17 protein-coding genes are annotated in these 18940 nt (G+C 70.4%); 12 read left to right on the top strand and 5 right to left on the bottom strand.

Annotated elements, in window-relative coordinates; genetic code table 11:
• Nucleotides 1–351: 351 nt before the first annotated feature.
• Nucleotides 352–1428 (bottom strand): class I SAM-dependent methyltransferase, encoded by a 1077-nt coding sequence (locus V6V89_RS25990; RefSeq protein ID WP_334621965.1) that lies wholly within the window; start codon nucleotides 1426–1428, stop codon nucleotides 352–354.
• 125 nt (nucleotides 1429–1553) lie between these two features.
• Between V6V89_RS25990 and V6V89_RS25995 the strand changes: the two genes are divergently transcribed.
• Both V6V89_RS25995 and V6V89_RS26000 read left to right on the top strand, forming a co-directional pair.
• On the top strand, nucleotides 1554–2225 hold the full coding sequence (locus V6V89_RS25995) for a PIG-L deacetylase family protein (RefSeq protein WP_334621966.1): 672 nt from the start codon (nucleotides 1554–1556) through the stop codon (nucleotides 2223–2225).
• An 86-nt stretch (nucleotides 2226–2311) separates the two neighbouring features.
• On the top strand, nucleotides 2312–5116 hold the full coding sequence (locus V6V89_RS26000) for a BTAD domain-containing putative transcriptional regulator (RefSeq protein WP_334621967.1): 2805 nt from the start codon (nucleotides 2312–2314) through the stop codon (nucleotides 5114–5116).
• A 144-nt stretch (nucleotides 5117–5260) separates the two neighbouring features.
• Here V6V89_RS26000 and V6V89_RS26005 read toward each other — a convergent pair whose 3' ends face one another.
• The 3 genes from V6V89_RS26005 to V6V89_RS26015 are packed head-to-tail and all read right to left on the bottom strand — an operon-like array spanning nucleotide 5261 to nucleotide 9427.
• Nucleotides 5261–6808 (bottom strand): nitrilase-related carbon-nitrogen hydrolase, encoded by a 1548-nt coding sequence (locus tag V6V89_RS26005; protein ID WP_334621969.1) that lies wholly within the window; start codon nucleotides 6806–6808, stop codon nucleotides 5261–5263.
• Nucleotides 6808–7071: a hypothetical protein gene (locus V6V89_RS26010; RefSeq protein WP_334621970.1), complete on the bottom strand. Its 264-nt coding sequence runs from the start codon at nucleotides 7069–7071 to the stop codon at nucleotides 6808–6810. The genes V6V89_RS26005 and V6V89_RS26010 overlap by 1 nt, the downstream gene beginning before the upstream one ends.
• Nucleotides 7072–7129: 58 nt before the next feature.
• Entirely contained in the window at nucleotides 7130–9427 is a 2298-nt protein-coding gene (locus V6V89_RS26015; RefSeq protein ID WP_334621971.1) for a helix-turn-helix transcriptional regulator, read from the bottom strand.
• Between the two features lie 396 nt (nucleotides 9428–9823).
• Between V6V89_RS26015 and V6V89_RS26020 the strand changes: the two genes are divergently transcribed.
• The 9 genes from V6V89_RS26020 to V6V89_RS26060 all read left to right on the top strand — a co-directional run bounded on the left by V6V89_RS26020 (nucleotide 9824) and on the right by V6V89_RS26060 (nucleotide 16139).
• Nucleotides 9824–10162: a hypothetical protein gene (locus V6V89_RS26020; RefSeq protein WP_334621972.1), complete on the top strand. Its 339-nt coding sequence runs from the start codon at nucleotides 9824–9826 to the stop codon at nucleotides 10160–10162.
• Nucleotides 10163–10181: 19 nt separating this feature from the next.
• Complete coding sequence (locus tag V6V89_RS26025) at nucleotides 10182–10583, top strand: DUF6069 family protein (protein WP_334621973.1); 402 nt, start codon at nucleotides 10182–10184, stop codon at nucleotides 10581–10583.
• Nucleotides 10584–10587: 4 nt separating this feature from the next.
• The gene (locus V6V89_RS26030) at nucleotides 10588–11748 is read left to right on the top strand and encodes a sensor histidine kinase (protein ID WP_334621974.1); all 1161 of its coding nucleotides are present in this window, start codon (nucleotides 10588–10590) and stop codon (nucleotides 11746–11748) included.
• Complete coding sequence (locus tag V6V89_RS26035) at nucleotides 11745–12365, top strand: response regulator transcription factor (protein WP_334621976.1); 621 nt, start codon at nucleotides 11745–11747, stop codon at nucleotides 12363–12365. Before V6V89_RS26030 ends, V6V89_RS26035 begins: the two co-directional genes overlap by 4 nt.
• A 157-nt stretch (nucleotides 12366–12522) precedes the next feature.
• Nucleotides 12523–13080 (top strand): RNA polymerase sigma factor, encoded by a 558-nt coding sequence (locus V6V89_RS26040; RefSeq protein WP_334621977.1) that lies wholly within the window; start codon nucleotides 12523–12525, stop codon nucleotides 13078–13080.
• Complete coding sequence (locus V6V89_RS26045) at nucleotides 13077–13730, top strand: hypothetical protein (RefSeq protein WP_334621978.1); 654 nt, start codon at nucleotides 13077–13079, stop codon at nucleotides 13728–13730. The genes V6V89_RS26040 and V6V89_RS26045 overlap by 4 nt, the downstream gene beginning before the upstream one ends.
• A 317-nt stretch (nucleotides 13731–14047) precedes the next feature.
• Nucleotides 14048–14617: a hypothetical protein gene (locus V6V89_RS26050; protein ID WP_334621979.1), complete on the top strand. Its 570-nt coding sequence runs from the start codon at nucleotides 14048–14050 to the stop codon at nucleotides 14615–14617.
• The gene (locus V6V89_RS26055) at nucleotides 14593–14931 is read left to right on the top strand and encodes an ArsR/SmtB family transcription factor (RefSeq protein WP_334621980.1); all 339 of its coding nucleotides are present in this window, start codon (nucleotides 14593–14595) and stop codon (nucleotides 14929–14931) included. Before V6V89_RS26050 ends, V6V89_RS26055 begins: the two co-directional genes overlap by 25 nt.
• 554 nt (nucleotides 14932–15485) lie before the next feature.
• Entirely contained in the window at nucleotides 15486–16139 is a 654-nt protein-coding gene (locus tag V6V89_RS26060) for a hypothetical protein (protein ID WP_334621981.1), read from the top strand.
• 248 nt (nucleotides 16140–16387) lie between these two features.
• Here V6V89_RS26060 and V6V89_RS26065 read toward each other — a convergent pair whose 3' ends face one another.
• Nucleotides 16388–17140 carry an alpha/beta fold hydrolase gene (locus V6V89_RS26065; RefSeq protein WP_334621982.1) on the bottom strand — a complete coding sequence of 251 codons (753 nt, stop codon included), beginning with the start codon at nucleotides 17138–17140 and terminating at the stop codon, nucleotides 16388–16390.
• A 295-nt stretch (nucleotides 17141–17435) separates the two neighbouring features.
• Between V6V89_RS26065 and V6V89_RS26070 the strand changes: the two genes are divergently transcribed.
• The gene (locus V6V89_RS26070) at nucleotides 17436–18734 is read left to right on the top strand and encodes a cellulose binding domain-containing protein (protein WP_334621983.1); all 1299 of its coding nucleotides are present in this window, start codon (nucleotides 17436–17438) and stop codon (nucleotides 18732–18734) included.
• The last annotated feature ends 206 nt before the right edge of the window (nucleotides 18735–18940 follow it).

Here is an 18940-nt window from a genome sequence, read left to right on the forward strand (position 1 = left end):
CGACATCACGCCGGTCCTCCTAACTGCGAGTCCACTCGCAAAGTGCGACCTCGTGTCGCAACGACATTTGAGTAAGTTCAGAGGAGCGGCGTAACCGTGTTTGCGGTTGACGGCCACGCCACCCGAACAAGATCCTCCACCCTGCCACGGGAGGCGGCGCCTCTGCCGCCTCCCGTCCGAACACGACGACGACCGCGTCAGGTCGAAGGCGTACGATGACCACCGCACCGCCGACGGGCGCGGCTGGGTCACGTCACGATGCTCGACCCGGAACGAGGCCTACGGTTGCTCATCAACCGGTGTTGGGATGCGGTTGCTCAGCCGGTGATGTGGTGGTGAGTCTGCCCGCGCTCAGGCGCGGGCCTCGATGACCAGGTTGGTCATCGTCGACGCGGCGACGCGCGCGGAGGTGAAGCCGGCGTCCCGGAACGCGTTGGTGAGACGGGCTGGGCCGGCTTGGGCGCCGAACGCCGCGCCGCCGTCGGAGACGCTGTGTGGGACGCACAGCGCCGAACTGCCGACGTAGAACACGGCGGCGATCGGGTTGGCCAGATTCGCCTCGAGCATGTCCTCGGCATACGGCTCGATCGCCACGACCCGGCCACCAGGCGCCAGCACGCTCCGGGCGTGCGCGAGGGCGGCGACGGGGTCGCCGAAGTCGTGAACCGCGTCGAAGAACAGGATGAGGTCGTACGTGCCGCCATACGATGTCGCGTCACCGACGAAGAACTCCACGCGGTCGGAGACACCGGCCTCCGCCGCCGCAGCGACGGCCTGCCGGATCGAGTCCTCGTGGTAGTCGAAGCCGATGAACGTGGAGTTCGGGAACGCCTCCGCCAAGAGGATGGTCGGGACGCCCAGACCGCAGCCGACGTCGAGGACGCGGATGCCGGTCTCAAGCTGCTCGATCAAACCGTCCACCGCGGAGAACCACTCGCTGAGCATCGAGTTGCGGTACATCGTTCCGTAGAAGCGAGCGACGGCGGTGAACAGGCGGGGGTCGTGCTCGTGCCAGCCGAGCCCCTCGCCGGTCGTGTAGACGTTCGCAAGCTTGTCGCTGGCGGCCCACACCGCGGCGATGAGCTCGAAACCGGACATCAGCGCAGTGGGACTCTCCTCCTCGGCTAGGCAGGAGGCCGCCTCGGGCGAGAGGGTGAACGTGTTCCCGGCGGCGTTGTAGGTCACGTAGCCGTTGGCGGCCTGGGCCGCCAGCCACTCCTGGAGGTATCGCGGAGCGACGCCGGCGTGCTCGGCGAGCTGGGCCACGGTGGTCGTGCCGAGCGTCGCGAGTGATCGCCAGATCCCCAGCCGGTCGCCGAGGTAGACAAGGATCGCGTTGTACGCTGCCGCCTGGTCGCCGGCGACCTTGCCGGCGAACTCCTCGAGCCTGCCGGAGTCCAGGACGGGTGCGTCGAGCTGTGCAGTCATGATGCGTTGTTGCCTTTCGTCGGGGCGCCAGGTTGCGCTGTCGACGAGTGTGGAGGAGCCCGATCCCACGGCCCTGTCCTTGCGGTGACAGCGCCGTGACAGGTGTCGCCGGGATCCTCGTGGCCATGGAACACCTGGGAACGGTCCTGATGATTTGGGCTCATCCGGACGACGAGACCTATCTGGCCGGCGGGTTGTCGGCGGCGCTGACGGACGCCGGTCGCCGTGTCGTGTGCGTGACGGCTACCCGCGGCGCTGACGGCGGCGACCCAGGCGTGCGCAGCACCGAGTTGGAGGCAGCCCTGACGGTGCTCGGAGTGACCGAGCACCACTGGCTGGAGTACGACGATGGCGCCTGCGCCACGGTCGACCCGGCTGAGGCCGCAACCCGGCTGGGCCGCCTGCTCGATGACGTCCGGCCCGACACGGTGGTCACCTTCGGCCAGGACGGCTTCACGGGCCACCCCGACCACCGGGCGGTGAACGGGTGGACCGACCTTGCCATCCGCGGCGCCCGCGAGACACCGCTGCTGCTGCATCCGGTCGCGCGGTCCCAGCCGCTCGACGCGGACCTGGACGAGAACTTCAACGTCTTCGAACTCGGTCGTCCACGGGTGTGCGCTGACGATGAGCTCGCGCTGCTGCTGGAGCTTGACGGCGAGCTCTTGGACCGCAAGGTCGAGGCACTGCTCCGCCAGTGGTCACAGACCGGCGGCCTGGTCGAGGCGGTGGGGCTGGATCGCTTCCGGACCTGGGTGTCACACGAAGCCTTCGCCGCGCCGCTGCAAAACGCGTGACTCCGCGCCCGCGCTGCGGCAAAGTGCGGGAAATGGACCGATCCCGGCTCCCGCTACGCGTTGACCTCCTCGGTCCGCTTGCCGTCATGGTCGAGGGCCGAACCGTCGACGTCCCCGGCAGCCGGCGGCGAGCCCTGCTGGTGCTGCTCGCTCTCGAGGCCGGGCGGACGGTGGGGGTCCAGCGGCTGATCGAAGCGTTGTGGCCCGACGACCCGCCCGACAACGCGGTGCATGCGCTCTACAACCACATCTCCCGTGTGCGCGGTCACCTCGGTTCGCTGGCGGGGCGGCTGGAACGGCGAGCCAACGGCTACCGCCTCCACCTGGAGCCGTGGGAGCTCGATGTCGATGCCGTACGACGCCTCGCTCCCGACGATCCCGGGGCGGCGCTGTCGCTGTGGCGCGGGCCCGCCTTGGAGGAGTTCCGCTCGCTGCCCGAGCTGGAGAGTGAATCGGTCCGACTCGGCGAGCTGAAGCTGGAGCTGGTCGACGAGTTCCTGGAGCGACGCCTGGCCACAGGCGAGCATGTCGCCGTGGACGCTGTGGCCGCGGCAACGGCCGCGCCGCTGCGTGAACGGACCACGCTCCTACAGATCCGCGCGCTGGCGGCCGAGGGCCGCGCAGCGGAGGCGATGACGGCGGCCCAGGCGTTCCGCCGCCGGCTGGCCCACGAGACCGGGCTGGACCCGACGCCCGCACTGGCCGAGCTGGAGAAGCGGGTCGCGGCCGGATCCCTCGGGCGCCCCGCGGTCGCCGCGCGTGTCGCCAGACCGAGCGGTCCGATGGTCGGCCGACAGCACGAGCGCGAGGAGGTGCTTCGACTGCTCGCCGATCACGCGGTGGTGGTTCTCACAGGCGCGGGCGGGGTCGGCAAGACCCGGTTGGGGCTCGACATCGCGGCCGACGCCGAGGAGGCGGTGGTCGTACCGCTGGCCGTGGTCGACCGGGCCGAACACGTCTGCCAGGCGGTGGCCTCCACGCTCGGGCTGCGGATGACCGGCGAGGTCCACCCGGCCGACATCGCGGCCGCTCTGGCGGACCGGTCGCTCTTCCTCCTGCTGGACAACTGTGAACACGTCGCCGCAGCCTGTCGCGATCTGGTGGTCGCCGTCTGCCGCTCGTCGCCGGGCGTGCGCGTGCTGGCCACCTCACGCGTGACGCTGCAGGTGCCGGGGGAGTACGTCGTGCGGCTGCAGACACTCCCGGTGCCTCGTGATGCGGCTGACCTCGAGGCGTTGCGTCGCAGGCCGAGCGTGCGCGCCTTCGTGGAGCACGCTCGGCGGCGCCGGCCGTCCTACGAGCTGGCGGCCGAGGAAGCGGCCGATCTTGTCGAGATCCTGCAACGCCTCGACGGTCTGCCGCTCGGCATCGAGCTCGCAGCGAGACAGGTGGGACTGATGCCGATGCGCGATGTACTCACGCGCCTGGACCGGGCCCTCGACCTCGCGACCGGGATCGAGGGCCCGGAGGCCCAGCGACAGAGGACCTTGCGGGCGACGATCGCCTCGTCGTATCGCCTGCTCACACCCGACGAGCAGTGGCTCCTGCGCGCGATCGCACCCTTCGCCGGTGGAGTGGACGTCGCCACGGTCGAAGCACTGAGCGCCGGGCTGGTCGACGACCCCGTGGACCTGTTGCACCGGCTCGTGGACGCGTCGCTGCTGGTCGCGGATGCGGTCGCGGGTCGCTTCCGGCTGCTGTTCACGGTCCGCGCTTTCCTTCAGGACGAGATCGAGCTCCTCGCCGAGCGCGACGAGGCATCCGCACGGTTCGTGTCCCGGTGCCGCGTCGTCGCCGAGGAGATCGGCACCCAGATGCCGGGGGCGGAAGAGGCGCGCGTCGATCGGAGGCTGCGGGCCGAGCTCGACAATCTACGCGCCGCGCGCGACCTGGCGTCCTTCGACGACCGGGTGGCGATCACGCTCGGCGTGAACCAGGTGGCCACGTGGCGCGATCTACCCGAAATCTGGTCCTGGGGCACGGAGCTCGCCGCCGACTCGACGATCGTCGGTCACCCCTCGCGCCCGGCCATACTCGCCGCCGCGGCGGAAGCCGCGCGTCTCACGGGCGAGCTGGACGAGGCCGAACGGCTCGCCCGCGAGGCGATCGACGCGGGCGACGAGATCCGCGGCTGGAGTGTCCTCGGGGTTGTCGCGCACTTCCGTGGTGACTTCGGCGCGGCTCGCGACGGCTGGCTGCGGGCCGCCGCGACACCCAGCCCCGACGAGGCGACCTTCGTCGGCTCCGCCGCGCTCGCCGCGGCGTACGACGGTGACCGTGCATCGGCTCGTTCGCTGCTAGATCGGGCGCGGGTGACCTCCCGGTGCGGATCGCACCGCGCCTTCGTCGCCTACGTCGAGGGTGAGCTGCTGCCATCGGCGCAGGCGATCGCGTGCTACTCGGCCGCCATCCGGGAAGCCGTCTCGGTGGGCTGCAGCTTCATCGAGGGGGTGGCCCGGGTATCCCTGGCGTCGGCACAGGCACGGACCGGGGACGTGGCGGGTGCGGCCAACGGCTTCGCCTACCTCATTGAGTTCTGGCGGCGCACCGGGCAGACGACCCAGCTATGGACCACCGCCCGCAACGCGGCCGAGCTGCTCGCCTCGGCCGGCCGCCCGTCAACCGCGGCCCTGCTGCTGGTCGTTGCCGACGCCATCCCCGGGGCTGCCGCCGTCAGCCCGGAGATCGCCCGACACAGCGCGCGATCGTTCGTGCGCGTGGAGGAGACCGTGGGCGAGGACGAGCTGCAGCACGTACGCAACGAAGCGGCGCAGCTGGGTTGGTCGGCGGTGCTCGACCGCGCAGCGACGGAGCTCGGTGAGCTGGCGTCCCGAGACTCGTCGGTCAGCCGCTTCCGACACGCGGATGGCGAGCGGAGCGGCGAGATGTAGGACCGACCCATAGCTGGTCGACCACCCATGGGCGGCCCATCGGTGAACGCCGTCCATAGTCCTTCCGTACCATCGGAACGCGACCGAAGCCCACCCGCGGCGGCGGGTGGGCTTGGTGATGGAGGACCGCGGGCTAGCCGGCCGTTAGTGCGCCGGCGCCGGCGTGCGGGCTTTCGGCTCGTCGTCGGCCGGCCGGGCCGGGGCAGCTGTCCGGGCCGCCCGCCGGCGGAGGATGACGACCGTCGCGGCCCAGAGGAGCCCGGCGATCGACAGCCAGCCCAGTACGTCGCCGAAGAACAGCGCGTACGGCGTCCTGGCCCCGCGGACCGGCACCGCCACGGTGAGCGTGTGCTCGGTGGTGACCGGATCGGTCCGGAACCAGCTCGCGTCCTGCCCGAGGATCCGGCCTTGGTGGTCCACCGCCAGCGAGGTGCCATTGCGCACCGTGCGTACCAGGTTCAACCCGTTCTCGACCGCGCGCAGCACCACCTGCTGGTTGAGGGCGTCGGTCACCGGTTCCCAGTCGCTGGAGGGCACCAGCAGGATGTCCACGTCGGCGCGACCGGCCTGGCGGACCAGCTTGGGGAAGCTCGCGTCGAAGCAGATCACCGTCGCCAGCCGCCCGTACGGGGTGTCCACGGTGGGCACGATGCCGGAGCCGAGCAGGTTGCCGTCGTCGAACACCTCGACGGTCTTCAGGTAGTCCCACACGGTGGCGCCGCTCGGGTCGAACATGATCGCCCGGATCTCGTTGAGCGGATACTGCTGCCTGGGCAGCAGCCACACCACGCCGATCTGCAGGTAAATGCCCTCGCTCCGGGCCACCGACCGGGCCCGTTCGAGCACCGCCTCCTTGTCCTCGACGAACTCGTACGCCGACGCCTCGGCCCACACGACGATCCGTGCACCGGCCTGGGCGGCCCTGTGAGTGCGGGCGACCAGGTCGTCCAGCAGCGGCGCGAAATACCGCTCGCGCAGCTCGGCGCGTTGCGCCGCGGAGCGGGGACCCGGTGCCTGCCTCGCGCTCGCGAACGCGTCGCTGGCGGCGCGGTTCGGCGCCAGTCCGGTGATCCGCACGGTCGGTGCGGCCGGCGGGTCGAGGGCGATCCGAGCCCCGCCGAGGGCGAGCACCGCGCCGAGCACCGCGCCGAAGATGAGCAGCGTCCGCCCGGCGCCCGCGGTCGTGCGCCGCTGCCAGACCTCGTTGACCACCGCGGCGGTCCAGGCCATGAGCAGGCCGATGATCCACTGCCCGCCGACCGCGGCCGACTGCAGCAGCGGGAGGTTACCCACCTGCGTGCCGGCGACGTGGCCGGTCGTGCCGAAGTCGCCGGTGCCGAAGACGAACGCCAGGGCCGTGTCGGCCATCGGGAAGACCAGCGTGCGGGCGATCCCGGTGAGCCGGCCGGCGAGCAGCCGGTCGATCACGTACGGGATCGGGGTCAGGACGGCGCCGGCGGCGGCGGTCGCGAGGTGCATCTGGTCGGTCTGCATAAGGCCGTTGCGGAGGCTCGCATACGTGCTGAGCGCGCCGACTAGGGCGAGTGCGGGCACGGCCCACCGGGCCCGGACTGTGCGGCTGAACCGCAGCAGCAGGAGAGGCGCGAGCCACGCCGCGAGCGGGATCGTGGTCTGCATCAAGGTGAAGGGCAACAGGGCCGCTCCGAGAGCGAGCCAAAGCCAGGACATCATCAGTGCTCCCGGGTGACTTCGTCGTCGATCGTGGTAACCAGGTGGATTTCGCTGTGCGCGTCCCAGAGTTGGTCGAGCAGGGCGCGCAGGGCGGCCTGGTCCAGTTCCAGGTGGGTCAGTACGGTCCGGCCGTTCTCGGTGTGGTGGGTGAATTCGCCGAACCGGCGGCGTAGCTCGTTGGCGAGCCCGCCGGGCAGGGCGCCGCGGATCTCCACCCGGTAGCGCAACGTCATTTCGGTCTCCTCTTCGTCGAGGACGACCATCACGCGCACCGGGGTGGTGACGCACCACCCCGGCGGAGAACCACCCGGGGTGGACGGCTCAGATCAAGCCCAGCTGACGGCCGCGCCGGACCGCCTCAGGGCGGGAGTCCGCGTCCAGCTTTCGGTAGAGACTCTTGGTGTAACCCTTGATCGTGTTGACCGACAGGTAGAGCTCCGCGCCGATCTCGCGCCGGTTGAGCGGACCCTGCAAGGCCCGCAGGATGGTCAGCTCACGCTCGGTGAGCTGCTCGACGAGCGCGCCGTCCCGGCGCGCCAGGGCCACCGCACCCCGGCCGATGCGAGCCTGGGCGGAACGCAGCGCCGCCGCCACACCGGGCAGCACCGGCTCGGCGCGCATGATCTCGTCGGCTTCGGACAGGGCCGCGGCGGCAGCCCGGCGGTCGCCGCCGGCGAGTTCCGCTTCGGCCCGCGCGGTGAGCGCCCGCACCGACTGGCTCGGGTGGCCGGTGGCCACGGCCAGGTCCGCGGCGCGGGCGAGGACGGCGCGGGCGCCCGGGACGTCGCCGTCGAGGTGCAGGAGGAATCCTTCGGCAAGGCGCAGGTACGCGATCGCCGGCGCGGCAGCAACGCCGAGGGCGTCCTCCATCCGGGCCGCCTCGGGCAGGGCGGTGCGCAGCAGCCGCCGGACCTCCTCGACCTTGCCGCTCTTGAACTTCGACACGGCGAGCAGTCCAGTGGCCTGTAGTCGGCTGAACGTGGGGAGATCGACAGCGGTCGCCCGGCCGACGGCGTCGCCGAGCAGTTGGGCGGCCTCGTCGTCGTGGTCCATGCCGCTGAGAACGCTGCCCAGCGCGACCCGGGAGATTACCCAGCCCTGCCGGGTGGGGTCGGACTCGAGTGCCACCGCTCGCCGCGCCAGGCCGAGCGTTTGCGCGGCGTCCTCGCCGGGGTTGACGTAGACGGTTCGTAGCGTGGCGGCGGCGGCGCGTGCCGAGTGCCAGCCGGCCGGGGGCGGAGAGTCGTCGGTCAGCGTCGAATCGACGGCGTCCAGCATTGGCGCGACGCGGTCGAGCCGGCCTGTGAAGGCAGCCGCGGCCGCGATGGCGATGCCGAGCTTGGGGCTGGCTCGGACGACCTCCGGCGGCAAAGCGTCGGCCAGTCGCAGAAGGGTCCCGAGCGCGCCCCGCGCCAGGAAATCGTCGTCGCTGTCGGCGAGTAACTCACCTGCGGCCACCGGGTCTCCCGCCGCGACCAGGCAACGGAACGCACCCTCCCGATCGCCCGCCGACCGGTGCCACGACGCCGCCCGCCGCAGCAGCGCCGGTTCCTCGCTCGCGCGGGTGGCGCGCAACTCCCGCACCAGCGCCTCGCGGAACAGCCGGTGGTACCGGTACCACGTCCGCCGGGTGTCCAGCGTCACCAGGAACAGGTCGGCGCGTTCCAGCTCGGCGAGGATCCGCACCGAGTCGCGCCGCTCAAGCATGAAGTCGCAGAGCGGGCCCGCCAGCCGGTCCAGCACCGAGGTACGCAGCAGGAAGTCGCGCTGTTCGGGCGCCAAGCCCTCGATCACCTCCGCGGTGAGGTAGTCGACCACATGCCGGTCATCGTCCACCGGCCCGGCTGGGTCCGGGGGCCGGCCGGGCGCGCCGCGCAGGGCCAGCGCCACCAGCTTGAGACCCGCCGCCCAGCCCTCCGTGCGGGTGACCACCTCCTCGACCACGTCCTCCGGCAGCTCGTTTCGCTGCGGGCCGCGGCGGCTGACGGCGGCGACCAGTGGGCGCGCCTCGTCGGCGGTGAACCGCAGGTCGGCGGCTCTGATCTCGGTCAACTCTCCACGCGCGCGCAAGCGGGCCAGCGGAAGCGGCGGGTCGGACCGGCCGGCGAGGATCAGTCGTGCGCCCGGCGGCAGGTAGGCGAGCAGGAACTCCAGGCCCTCGTGGATCCACCGATCCCGGATGACGTGCAGGTCGTCGACGACGACGGCGAGGCGACCCGGCCGCGTCGCCAGATCATTGAGAAGGGCGGGTACCGCCACCTCCAGCGGGTCCACCTCCGGCACCCGCAGCGCGGCCAATGCCGCTTCGCCCAGTGTGCCATCGGCCATCCGGATGGCCGAAACCAGATAGGTCCAGAACCGGGACGGCTCGTCGTCCGCCTCATCGAGGGTCAGCCACGCTACGGCGGTACCGCCTTCGCCCGCCACCGTGTGCGCCCAGTCGGTGAGCAGCGTCGTCTTTCCCCAGCCGGCCGACGCGACCACCACCACGAGCGGCGTGCCCTCGCCGAGGACGTCGGTCAGCCGGCGTCGCGACACGGTGCCGGCCCGACGCGGCGGCACGCTGATCTTGCCGACGACGAGCGGAACTCCCGACGACGGTGCGTCGCTGCTCACCACCGGCCGATTCTGTCACCGCACGGTCTCCCCGCCAACGAGCCCGGCAGGAGTTACCCGCCTCCCGTGCTGCGTGGGACGAATGTCCTACCGATGACGGGAAGTTGTGGCCTGCTCCCGCGCACACGCCGGCTCCTAGCGTGGATGACGTCCGCTGAGGGTCGAGGAAGGGAGCGCCGGTGTTCATCGGATACGTCACGGCAGTGGTAGTCACGGGCATCTGTGTGGCGTTCGCGCTGCTCGCGCCGCGCTGGCGGGGCCCGTTCGGTGCTGTGAGCTATCGGCTCGGGTTGGCATACAACGAGTTGCCAGTGCGCCGGCTTCCATCCGGCCGGGACCTGTTCGCGCCGATCCCGTTGCAGCCCGGCTTCGAGGGGCGCCGACACGTCGGTCACGGCCGTGGTCTCGCTGTACGGATACTACGGTCGCTACTACGGAAGAGACGCCGGCGAGGAGATCCCGTCGACCCCGTTCGCGTACCCGGCAACGCAGGCACCGCCGATCTTCATGGCGCACGGCGACCGCGACACCCTCGTGCCGGTGGCCGAGGCCCGGCTGCTGGCCACCCGGCTGCGGAGTATGTCGACGAATCCGGTCGTGTACGCCGAGCTCCCCGGCGGCCAGCAGGCCTTCGATCTGTTCCGCTCCCCCCGGTTCGAGGCCGTCATCGACGGCGTCGTGGCGTTCACCGCCTGGGTGCGGTCGCGGCTCGACGACCGCCGCGAAATCCGTCACTAGTCACGAGAAGGGACACATCATGACGCAGACAATGACCTCACGCTCCAACTGGCTCCGGCCTTGGGCGACGATCGCGGCCGCCGCAGGCGCGGCGCTGATCGTGTGGGTGCTGAGCGTGCCGGTCGCTGGGGTCGAGCTCGTGGTCGGCTCTGGGCCGTCGCGGCAGTCCGTCGGGCCGGGCGCTGTCGCGGTGGTGTCCCTGCTGGCCGGCGGAGCCGCCTGGGCATTGCTAGCGTTCCTGGCGGCGCGGTTCCGCGGCGGTCGCCGGGCATGGCGGATCACGGCCTGGGCCGTGCTCACGCTGTCGTTGCTGGGTCCGGTCGGCACGGGTGCCACGGGCGGGGTGCTCGCCACGTTGTTGGCCATGCATATGGTGGTGGGGATGACGCTGATCGTCGGCCTCGCCCGGCCGGGGCGGTGACAGGATGATGAGAGCCGACGACGAGACGACGGACTGCGTCGAACAGCAGCCGTGGACAGCGTGGATCACACGCCATTCCGGCCCCTGGTTCCCGCTGGTCTGGGCCCCACTGCTGCTGGCCGCCCCGCTCGCCGGTTCACTGGTCGACCGCCAGCTCGCTCGAACCGGCGCGCTGCTGGTCGTGGGCCTGGTATACGCCGTGACCGTCCGGCTGCCCTGGGGCCCGGTCGACCGCGGCCGAGGGCCCGCCGAGCTGGCGCTGCTGCTCCTCGGCGCACTGTGCACGGCGTACCTGGTGATCTGGCGGGTGGACCGGCAGTTCCTGTTCCCGCTCCTGGCCATCGCCGTCGCCACGGCCGTCCGGCCGCGGTGGGCGCTGGGTTTGATCGGGTCACTGGCGGTCAGCGGAGCCATCGCCGCCGGGGTCGAGGACCGCTCGGTCGCCACCGCCCTGGCGCTGGCGTTCGCCACCTACTTCGCCGGGGCGGCCACCTTCCTCGTGCACCACCTGGTCGGCGTCGTCGGTGAGCTGACCCGGACCCGGCAGCGACTGGCCCGCCTCGCGGTCGACGAGGAGCGGTCGCGGTTCTCCCGTGACCTGCACGACCTGCTCGGGCATACCCTGTCGGTCATGGTGGTCAAGGCGCAGGCCGTGCGGCGGCTCGCCGAGCGCGACCCGTCCGCCGCCGCCGCGCACGCCAGCGACGTCGAAACGATCGGTCGGCAGGCCCTGACCGAGGTCCGCGCCGCTGTCACCGGATACCGGACGGTCCGGCTGGCGCAGGAGTTGCGCAACGCGGGTACGGCTCTGACCGCTGCCAACGTACGGGTGGACATCACCGGGCCGGACGGCGACCTGCCCGACGAGATCGACTCCCTCTTCGGGTGGGTGGTCCGCGAGGCGACGACCAACGTGCTGCGGCACGCCGCGGCCGGGCGATGCCGGATCACCGTGACATCTGGGGCGGCCACGGCCGACGTGGAGATCATCGACGACGGGCGAGGCGACACCGGGCAGGACCGCTCCCGGCAGGACGGTTCCGGGCTTCACGGACTGCGGGAGCGTGTCGAAGACCTCGGTGGCGTGCTGACAGCGACGGCCACGACATCCGGATTCCGGCTGGCCGTCTCGGTGCCCACCCCAACCGCGGCGGGACGACGATGACGACCCAGCCCCCGACGACCATCCTGATCGCCGAGGACCAGGGCATGATGCGATCGGCGCTCGCGACCCTGCTCAACCTCGAGGAAGACATGCGCGTCGTGGCCACCGTAGGCCGCGGCGACGAGGTCATCGCGGCCGTCGGCGCGTACACCCCCGATGTCGTCCTGCTCGACATCGAACTTCCCGGCCGGGGTGGCCTCGACATCATCGGCGAACTGGCCGCCACCGCGCCCGGGTGCGTCGTCATCGTCGTGACCACGTTCGGCCGACCCGGCTACCTGAGACGGGCACTCGAGTCGGGAGCCAGGGGTTTCCTGGTCAAGGACGATCCGGTCGAAGAACTCGCCAGGTCGATCCGCCGGGCTCGCGCCGGCGAGATCGTGGTGAACCCCCACCTGGCGACACTGGCTCTGTCCGCCACCCCGAACCCACTCTCAGACCGCGAACGGCAAGTGTTGGCCGCCTCCGCCGGCGGCACGACGATCGCCGACATCGCGACCGGACTGCACCTGTCACCGAGCACCGTACGCAACTACCTGTCGTCGGCGATCGGCAAGACCGCCACCCGCAACCGCGCCGAGGCGCTCACCCTCGCCCGCGAGCAAGGCTGGCTCTAGCCGGCTCCCGGCAGCATGAGGTCGTTGGCGTCCGCGACGTTACCGGCGAGTCAGTAGCGATCTTCGAAGTTGGGGATGTCGTCCAACGCACAACCTGGTAACGCCGGACGGGCTCGCAGCCAAGTAGAGGCAACGCTGCCGATGTGAGGAGCCGCCCATGGGTCGACCCCCACCCCTGACTGACCCGGACAGGTTCACCGCCTTCTACCGGGCGCACGTCGAGGCCGTGCTGCGTTTCGTCACCCGCCGGGTGGAGGATCCGCACCTGGCTGCCGACATCACGGCCGACGTCTTCTACGCCGTCATGCAGTCAGCGGCCAGCTACCGACCACAGCGTGGTGAAGAGATCGCGTGGCTGTACGGGATAGCTCGTAACCAGATCTCCAATCACGCCCGGCAACACGCCCGTGAGGCGGTTCGGCGGCAGCGACTTGCCGGCCGGCGTCTACTCGACGACCAGGACATCGAGCGGCTGGAGGAACGCATCGACGCCAGCCGGGCCGCCCGCCAGCTGTACCGGCGGCTGCAACAACTACCAGAGGCGGAGCGAGCGGTGCTCGAACTGGTCGCGGTCGATGGGTTGCCGGTCTCCGCGGCCGCCGCCCTGGGTATCCGGCCCGGCACCGCCCGGGTGCGGCTGTACCGCGCCCGCCGTGCCCTCAGGGCGGACACCGGTCCCGCCCCGTCGCAAGAACCGCTTTGGGAGATGACATGAACACCACCGACCACACCACCGGAACCGACCGGTTCGAGGATCGGCTGCTAGAGCAGTTGCGCGCCGACTTTCCCCGGGATTCGCGCCCCGAGGCGACCGGCGCCAGTCACCGGCGCCGGATGCTGCGGCGTATCGCGGCGCCAGCGGTCGCCGCTGCGGCGACCGCAGTAGTCGGCGCGCTCATCGTGACCGCAGCCAACCCGGCCTATGCCATCCGCGCTGAGCCCGACGGCAGCTTCGCCGTGGTGCTGTACAGCACCGACGCAGCCGACCTCGCCAAGGCCGAACAAGAGTTGCAGCGCAAAGGCGCCCGCATCGAGCTCATCCCGGCCACCATGGACTGCCTCGGCGTCCTCAACGCCCCGCAGCTGACATCGCCGCCGCATCCGACGCCGAGCGGACCTCCGAACGAGGAGGACCACCCCGAGTTCCTCGCATTCTGGCCGGTGATCGGCGACGAACAACAGCGCAGCAACCCCATCACCGGCGAGACGCTACGACCTCAGGAACGGGCGTTCACCGTCCGACCAGACCTGATCCCCACCGGCCAGGTGCTGTGGGTCGCGGTCGCGGGCGGTCAGACCTCGACCTTGGCGATGGTTGTCCAGTTCGAACCGGTCGGCGCCGGGCAACCCGAAGTCTGTGCCTGACGACATACTGGTCAGCCCTGCCGTGGTTGTTCTTTCATCCTGGCCGCCACTCGCGCGGTGATCTCCCGGAGCCAGACGTGGCCGGCGTCATGGGTGTGGACAGGGTGCCACCACAGGGCTTCGTGGAGGGGTACCGCGCTGTACGGCGGTTCCATGACGCGTACGCCGGCCACGTCCCTCAGCCGGGCGGATGTACCGGATTCACTTGTCTGCCGCCGACTTGGCGCGGGTGCGGGTGCGGGTGGCGCCGACGTTGGGCCCTTTGGCCGAGACCGTGTTCAGCTTGCTCAAGCTGAGCGGCCGAGGGCACGACACGAATGTTCGGCGGGTGGCGACGCCGGGTACGCAGTGCGCTCGATTCGCGGTTCGCGGTCCTGACCGCGATCGCGCCCGCGCGGATGCCCTATCTCGACATGGCCCTGCTCGCCGGGCCCGGCCGCAACCTGGCCGAGAGCGCCGAGTCATTCCTGGCCGGCCCCCGGCAGGCCGTCCGGGCCGAGCTGGATTTCTACGCCGACCATCACGGCCGGGTGCCGGCCGCACTGGCCGGGCTGGCCGACGCTCTCGCCGTACGGCGGACAATTCTGTCCACAATGGAGAGTTACCACCGCATCGCCGTGGGCCCGCACTGGCGTCGCATGCGTGCGCACCTCGACGCGGATCGTGCACACCGCGGCACGATCCTGCTCGACAACGGCGTCGACGGACTGCTCGCTGGCCTGCACCCGGACATCCGATGGACGCCGCCGACCCTCCACATTGCCACCGAGTACCCGTGCGACAGCGACGTTTTCCTCGATGGGCGCGGGCTACGGTTGGTGCCGTCGTTCTTCCTGCGGGCGCCGGTGGTGATGTACGACCGGTGGATCCCACCGACTGCACCCTGATCTATCCCGCCTCGGTCGACCTCGACCAGGCCGCGGACGTCTGGACGGCCGGCACCTCGACGCCGGCGCTGGCCAACCTCCTCGGGCGCACCCGCGCGTCGGTGCTCACCGCGATCGCCGACGGCGTCGCCACGACCGGCGCCCTGGCCCACCGCCTCGGTGTCTCATCTGCGGCGGTCAGCCAGCACACCGCCGTCCTGCGGGCGGCCGGCCTGATCACGACCCGCCGGCACCACGGCAACGTCCTCCACAACCCGACCCAGACCGGTCTGACCCTCCTCGACCGGCCCGGAGCGCTCCACCCGACGGAGTGATCGCCACCGCAGTGGCGACGCATGAACGTTGCAAACCGTCGCGGCCATCTTGGGAATCACCGTGCGCTCGATCAGGCCCTGGCTCCCAAACTTCATCGCGCGGCAGGCCACAGGCTGTCAGCGCCCTCGCACCACTCCCCTCGTTCACATCGACCTGCTCGATGATCTCGGTTCCCACCGAGCCGGGCGGGATGAGGATGGGCTGGGTGGCGCCGGGCGATTGTCCCGGACGATCGGGTCCTCGACATCGGCTCCGCCCGCCGCGCGGTGGCCGCGCCAGCTCAGCCCGCCGCGGGGGTTGGCGGGGCGATGAAGGCCGCCAACACCTCCGGCTTGCTCAGCGGCCCGACGTCGACGCCCTCGTCGGCAGAGTATGGCTGCGATGGGTGAAGCGAGGGCCAGCGTTCAGCGGCCCGCTCCGGGCAGCCGGGACGACGGTGTCGCTGTCGGAGGTGGGACCTCACGTCATACCCGACCCTATAACTTTAATTAATCATCATTGATGCGCAAGAACAAGACTTGATCTTGTTCTGTGGTGGACTGACACTCAGACCATGGTTTGGGATCCGTTTGGCACGCTGCGTCAGACTCTGTGGATCGGTGGCGGCCAGTGGGCCGGCAAGTCCACGGTTGCCCGCATTCTGGCTGTCAGGCACGGTCTCACTGCCTACCACTACGACTATCACGACGCGCGTGGACATGACGATCGCAGGATCGCGGCCCGGCTCCGGCTCGGCCAGCCGCCGACCCCTCTAGATCCCGACCAGGTATGGGTGCACCTAAGCCCGGAGGTGATGGCTGCCGAGACACTTGCCGGCTTCCCCACCCGCTTCGAGTGGGCTCTGGACGACCTGCGTGCTCTTGTTTCCGGTCGCCCGATCATTGCCGAGGGCTGGGGCCTGCGACCCGATCTCGTCGCCCCGATCGTCGACTCGCCACGCCGGATGATCATCATGGTGCCCACCGAAGACTTCCGCAGACGCCAACTCCAGACCCTGCCGAGAGCCGGCGCGCTCTCGGCAGGCGTCAGTGATCCCGAACGTGCGCAACGCAACCGGATCGCTCGGGACCGCCTGGTTGCCGACGACGCCGTCCGCACCGCGTCCGAGCACGGCATGCTGGTTATCAAGGTAGACGGCGCCCTGGACGGCGAAGGCATCGCCGACGTCGTGGCCGAGCACTTCAGTCCCTACCTTGGCCCTGCATGACAACCCGCCACCGGCAAAACGCCCTTTCGGGCTCCCTTGGCCAGCACGTCCAGGTCAGCGCACCCATACCCTGAGTTCACCGACGGGCACAAACCCACCATCAAGAGCTGCGGCGAGGGCGTCCCCACGCTCGTAGCCGACGATTGGCCGACCCGGGAAATACACGCCGATCGCGTCGGCCAACTCCGCCCAGTCCAGCATCGTCCTATGTCGACACTAGGGCCCAGCCCCTGCCGTGGCCCGCAGCCTCACGATGAAGGTGCCTCACCGCTGAGCAGGTCTGCGAGCACCCTGCCGAACACTTCAGGCGCTTCCAGCATCACCATGTGGCCGGCGTCCGCGATCTCGCTGTAGCGGACCGCCGCCGTCAATGCCCAGTCGGGCACGTGCCACCCGGCTCGGGAGCGAGCCCCGGCGACGAGGTGCACTGGCGTACGTTGGAACACTCCGCGAAGCAACGGCTCGTAGTCAGACCGGCCGGTGAACTCCACGACCGTGCGCGCCATGGCTTGAACGGTGGTGGCCGGCTGGTAGGCGAGCGCCTCGAGCGCGGATCGGATGCGCTCCTCGGTCGGTTCGACCCCGCCGTCCCGGAGCCAGCCGGCCGGGTCCGCACGGTCAGCTTCCAGCAGGTCGTGCACCTCATCCCGGCTCTTGCGAGCAAGCTGTGCCGACCAGAAGGCATCGGCGAACGCGAAGTTCCCTTCGACGTTGATCACCGACGCCGCCCGATCGGGGAAATGGTCGGCGAACGCCATCGCGATGACGCCGCCAACCGAGTGCCCGACCAGGTGCACCCGAGCGCCAGGCGCTGCGCTGTCCACCGCGGCAAGCACATAGTCCACCTGGGCTTCGATGCTGATCCGGGCAGGATCCGTGCCCGCTTCAGTTCCGTACCCGAGCAGGTCAGGGCAGACGACGGGAGCCGGGTGCAACAGAGAAACCGTGCGGGTGTCGGAGAAGGGCCCAATGAGTCCGTGAATGAATACGACTGGTAACACGGAAGATCATCTTATCGCGCTGGCATCCCGTCCATGACCAGGGGAGCATCTTCAGGCCCTGCGGCGAGCCATTTACGAGACCGCTCGAACGACCGCGGCCACGGATCGAATGTCACACGCCGGGTCAATGCCAGGTCTGCGCGAAACCATCGCAACCAACCGGCTACCAGCGGATCAAGATATCTACAGGTTCTTCGCAAGGCTTCGCCGGCATCGTTGCGCCCGGCCCCTGCCCGACCGACCTGGGACGGGCAATGACACGGGAGGAAGCAACGTGCGATTTCGATGGAGAGCAATGCTGGCCGCAGGGGCGGGCGGCCTGCTGACGCTGGGGGTCGCCGGCACGCCGGCGGCGGCACAGTCCCCGCAGGACGCCGGAGTGTCCGGCCGCGCCGGCACCGGGAGCACATCCTCATATCAGGACTGGGCCGCGCCGCTGGTGGACGCCGGTGGCCTGCCGCCGGTGCCGACCAGCGGCGGCAAGCCGGTTACTCCGAACCCGAACGGCTTCGGGGCCCTCGCGCTGCCGGACAACCGGATGGCGGTACCGGACACGACCGCGTATCCGGCTAGCGCGACCGTCTACTTCACCCGATCCACCAACGGCGGCGTGACCCACAGCCGCGCCTGCACCGGCTGGCTCTACGGGCCGGACATCGTGGCCACCGCGGCGCACTGCCTCTACAAGGAGGCCAGCTTCAACCCACCCGGCGAGCGTCCGGTCGACGAGCTGTGGGCATGGCCGGCACGGGACGGCGCGGACGCCCCGTTCGGGTCCTGCCGCGCGATCGACCAGTACATCGCGGCGGGATGGATCGAGAGCGCCGACGCCAACAACATTGACTGGTCGACCGACTACGCGGCCGTACGGCTCGACTGCAACATCGGCGACACGGTCGGCTGGTACGGCATGTGGGCGCCGGCCGCCGGCAGCGACGTGCTTGGCGCGCCGACCACAAACCGCGGCTACCCGCAGGACAAGCCGGCGCGATCGGTCAACGCCGAGCAGTGGTTCAGCGAGGACGAGATCCGCGCCGTGAACGCTGCTGGGGACCGAGTCGCGTACGGGCACTACACGATCGGAGGCCTGAGCGGGTCCCCCGTCTACACCGAGCGGCCGGCGGGTAGCCCGGGCTGCGAGGGCGCCTGCGTGGTGGCGGTGCACTCGCTCGGAAGCGGAGCCTGGTCCGGAACCGACTACGCCAGCGGGTCGCGGATCACCCCGGAGGCCATGGCGGAGTTGCTGTCTTGGCGAGACGGAGGCGCTCCGGTCGGCCAGTGCGAGGTCGACTACACCGTGGTCAACCAGTGGTCGAGCGGGTTCCAGGCCAGTGTGGAGGTAGTCAACACCTCCTCGGCACCGGTCAACCCGTGGAACCTGGCATGGTCGTTCGCGTCCGGCCAGACGATCAGCGACATGTGGAACGGCACGTACACACAGGACGGTCCGGGCGTGACCGTCACCGACGCGGGCTGGAACGCCACCATCCCCGCCGGCGGCTCGGTCAGCTTCGGGTTCACCGCCAGCCTGGCGGGAAACAACGTCCACCCGACCGAGTTCACCCTGAACGGCGCCACCTGCGGCCTGGCGTGAACCTTCTCCGGCGCGATCACGGGTCGGTGCTCCACTGTCCGCGGGAGAGATCAACGCTCCGGCGGCCAAGCCCGCGTCGCCAGACAGCGACGCGGGGCATCAGTGACTCATGCGGATTGGGAATACGGAGATCAGACCGCTCGGCGGCGGACTCAGCTGCCTATTGATGATCTTGGCGTCACTGGTGCCGTCGGTTCTCTGCACGA

It is taken from the genome of Micromonospora sp. CPCC 206061, assembly GCF_036906915.1.
Lineage (GTDB): Bacteria > Actinomycetota > Actinomycetes > Mycobacteriales > Micromonosporaceae > Phytohabitans.

What these genes read in the sequence shown, in the direction of transcription:
- V6V89_RS26050 (WP_334621979.1), top strand. Translation starts at nt 14,048, where the DNA reads ATGTTCGGCGGGTGGCGACGCCGGGTACGCAGTGCGCTCGATTCGCGG.
- V6V89_RS26025 (WP_334621973.1), top strand. Translation starts at nt 10,182, where the DNA reads ATGACGCAGACAATGACCTCACGCTCCAACTGGCTCCGGCCTTGGGCG.
- V6V89_RS25990 (WP_334621965.1), bottom strand. Translation starts at nt 1,428, where the DNA reads ATGACTGCACAGCTCGACGCACCCGTCCTGGACTCCGGCAGGCTCGAG.
- V6V89_RS26035 (WP_334621976.1), top strand. Translation starts at nt 11,745, where the DNA reads ATGACGACCCAGCCCCCGACGACCATCCTGATCGCCGAGGACCAGGGC.
- V6V89_RS25995 (WP_334621966.1), top strand. Translation starts at nt 1,554, where the DNA reads ATGGAACACCTGGGAACGGTCCTGATGATTTGGGCTCATCCGGACGAC.
- V6V89_RS26030 (WP_334621974.1), top strand. Translation starts at nt 10,588, where the DNA reads ATGATGAGAGCCGACGACGAGACGACGGACTGCGTCGAACAGCAGCCG.
- V6V89_RS26045 (WP_334621978.1), top strand. Translation starts at nt 13,077, where the DNA reads ATGAACACCACCGACCACACCACCGGAACCGACCGGTTCGAGGATCGG.
- V6V89_RS26005 (WP_334621969.1), bottom strand. Translation starts at nt 6,808, where the DNA reads ATGATGTCCTGGCTTTGGCTCGCTCTCGGAGCGGCCCTGTTGCCCTTC.
- V6V89_RS26000 (WP_334621967.1), top strand. Translation starts at nt 2,312, where the DNA reads ATGGTCGAGGGCCGAACCGTCGACGTCCCCGGCAGCCGGCGGCGAGCC.
- V6V89_RS26040 (WP_334621977.1), top strand. Translation starts at nt 12,523, where the DNA reads ATGGGTCGACCCCCACCCCTGACTGACCCGGACAGGTTCACCGCCTTC.
- V6V89_RS26010 (WP_334621970.1), bottom strand. Translation starts at nt 7,071, where the DNA reads ATGGTCGTCCTCGACGAAGAGGAGACCGAAATGACGTTGCGCTACCGG.
- V6V89_RS26060 (WP_334621981.1), top strand. Translation starts at nt 15,486, where the DNA reads ATGGTTTGGGATCCGTTTGGCACGCTGCGTCAGACTCTGTGGATCGGT.
- V6V89_RS26070 (WP_334621983.1), top strand. Translation starts at nt 17,436, where the DNA reads ATGCTGGCCGCAGGGGCGGGCGGCCTGCTGACGCTGGGGGTCGCCGGC.